Annotated in this window: 2 protein-coding genes; one reads left to right on the top strand and one right to left on the bottom strand. The window is 75.9% G+C overall.

Annotated features, from left to right (window positions below; all coding sequences use genetic code 11):
- Positions 1-128: 128 nt before the first annotated feature.
- On the bottom strand, positions 129-947 hold the full coding sequence (locus tag KSNIM_RS24365; RefSeq protein ID WP_263105281.1) for a GNAT family N-acetyltransferase: 819 nt from the start codon (positions 945-947) through the stop codon (positions 129-131).
- A gap of 780 nt (positions 948-1,727) precedes the next feature.
- Here KSNIM_RS24365 and KSNIM_RS24360 point away from each other — a divergent pair.
- The coding region (locus KSNIM_RS24360) for a helix-turn-helix domain-containing protein (RefSeq protein ID WP_263108091.1) at positions 1,728-2,762 on the top strand (1,035 nt) is incomplete at its 3' end.

The following is a 2,762-nucleotide window of genomic DNA, read 5'->3' as shown; positions in this document are numbered from 1 at the left end:
CACGCGGGCACCGGCGGGCCCGGGAGGGCCGGCGGCGACGCCGCGGGCCGGGCGGCCGCCGCGGCGCCGGTGCAGACGCGCTTCGCCGTACCGCCGGCGGCCATCGGACCGGTCGCGGCGGCAGCCGGTTACACGGTCATCGACGACGGGGTCGCCGGGTAGCGCCACCAGCGCGCGACGCCGTGCTCGGTGAAGCCGAGCCGGCGGTACAGCGGCTCGCCCAGCAGGGTCGAGGTGAGGGTGGCCACCCGGTCGGGGTGGGCGGCCAGGGCGGCCGCCACCAGGGCACGGCCGATGCCGCGGGAGCGGTGCTCGGGCAGGGTGGCCACGGAGTAGACGCCGACGGCCGTGCCGTCGTCGTAGCTGACGCAGGCCCCGGCCGGGCAGCCGTCCACCCGGGCCAGCCACGCGCGGTAGCCGGGGGCGTCCAGCAGCCCGGGCGGCAGCATCGCGCCGCGGACCACCGGCAGCCGGGCGGGCATCGGGAAGCCGTCGACGATGACGCGCTCCACCGCGGCGAGCTCCTCCGGCTGCAGGGCCCCGACGACCGTGAGCCGGCCGGCCGGCTCACCGCGCCGCCCCCGCGGGGAGGCGGCGGCGCCGGGCCCGTCCGCGGCCGTCCCGCCGCCGGGCTCACGCACCATCACCGCCTGCCCCAGGGAGGCCTCGCAGCCGTGCGGGCGGAGGTCGAGCAGGCCGTACGGGTCCTCCAGGCAGAGCCGCGCCGTCCGCCACTGCCGCAAGACGCCGAGCAGCTCCTGCTTGAGCGCCGCGGGTTCGGCGTACGGGCGGGTGACGACGAGCCGGTGGACCTCGGCCTCGCCCTCACAGCGGACCGCGGTGAACATTGGGGCGCGGACGGACTCCCAGCCGTGCACCCCGGCCTGGATCAGCCAGAAGCCGGCGGCGTTGTCGTTGGCCAGTTCGAGCCGGCTGCGCGTGTCCATGGGGTGACCCTAGCGGCCGGCCGTGTCCCCCGGCGGGGGCTGCCCCGCCCTGCGCAGAAGGGCTCGCACCGGCGCACGGGCGCGTCCTGTGCGCCCCGTTTCGTACCGCCTGTTTTCGGCCAATTTCGGCGCGGTGCCCGGCTGTTGGCAAAAGCCCCAGCCCAGGGCCACCGGTGGGGGCGGCGGGTCCACAGGTGCCCGGGATCGGTCGTGCGACAACCAGCCAGCGTTGCGCCCGCCCCCTTCCCAGAGGGGTCGACGGGTGCCACGCTTCGTGATCGAATGCATCACGCCAAATTGCCATGTCGACATAGCGTCGGATGGTGAACTTGTCACAACAGCAACGGTCCACCCAGTAGATTCGATCTTGGCGGGCAGTGCCGCACCACCACACCACACCACCGAGGGGGCTGGAACGCCTTGAGCAGGGTGAGCAGGAGCGACGCGGGTCCTGACGGCGGTCAGCCGCCGACCGGCATCCCGGGCCGGTCCGCCAGAGCTGACGGGTCGGCAGCCCGTGCCGCCGCCCCGCGGCGCGCACCCTCCCCGCTCACCGGTTCGCCGCTGCCCGGCCAGGCCGGCCCGCACGGCGGCGTCCCTTCCGGCAGCACCTCCCTGACGCCGGGTCACCTCGCCTCCCCGGCCGGCTCCCCCGTCACCTCCGTGCCGCACCAGCCCCAGGGCGCCTTCCCGTCGCACGGTCAGTTCGGCTCCGCCCACTCGAACTTCGCCGGCTCGCCGGCCGACGGCGGTGCGGCGGCCGGGCACGGCGCCCCGGCCGTGCTGTCCGCGCTGCACCACCCCGCGCCCGCCCGCAAGCTGTCCGGGCGGCGGCGCCGGGAGACGGTGGCCGTCCTGATCTTCGGCGGGGCACCGATCTTCGAGAGCTCGATCCCGCTCTCGGTGTTCGGCGTGGACCGGCAGGACGCGGGCGTGCCCCGCTACCGGCTGCTGGTCTGCGCCGGCGAGGAGGGCCCGCTGGCCACCACCGGCGGGCTGACCCTGACCGCCCCGTACGGCCTGGAGGCGCTGTCGCGGGCCGGCACCATCGTCGTCCCGGCCTGGCGCTCGATCTCCCAGCCGCCGCCGGTCGAGGCGATCGCCGCCCTGCGCAAGGCCCACCACGAGGGGGCCCGCATCATCGGCCTTTGCACGGGCGCCTTCGTCCTGGCCGCGGCCGGGCTGCTGGACGGCCGGCCGGCGACCACCCACTGGATGTACGCGCCGACACTGGCCAAGCGCTACCCGCGGGTCCATGTCGACCCCCGCGAGCTGTTCGTGGACGACGGCGACGTGCTCACCTCGGCCGGCACGGCGGCCGGCATCGACCTCTGCCTGCACGTGGTGCGCACCGACCACGGCGCCGAGGCGGCCAATGCGCTGGCACGCCGCCTGGTGGTGCCGAACCGCCGCAGCGGCGGAGGACAGGCCCAGTACATCGACCAGTCTTTACCCGAAGAGATCGGCAACGACCCGCTGGCCGAGGTGGTCACCTGGGCCCTGGAGAACCTCAACCAGCAGTTCGACGTCGAGGTACTGGCGGCCCGCGCGTACATGAGCCGTCGCACCTTCGACCGCCGGTTCCGGACGCTCACCGGCAGCGCCCCGCTGCAGTGGCTGATCACCCAGCGGGTGCTGCAGGCGCAGCGGCTGCTGGAGACCTCGGACCTCTCGGTGGACGACGTCGCCCGGCGCTGCGGCTTCCGCTCGCCGGTGGCGCTGCGCGGGCACTTCCGCCGCCAGCTGGGCGTCTCCCCCGCCGCGTACCGGACGAGCTACCGGGCCCGGCGGCCCGCTCCTGCGCCGGCCCCGGCC

Source organism: Kitasatospora sp. DSM 101779, from assembly GCF_025655475.1.
Classification (GTDB): Bacteria; Actinomycetota; Actinomycetes; order Streptomycetales; family Streptomycetaceae; genus Kitasatospora.
Note: the sequence above shows the minus strand (reverse complement) of the source record. Positions and strands in the feature narration are given on the sequence as shown.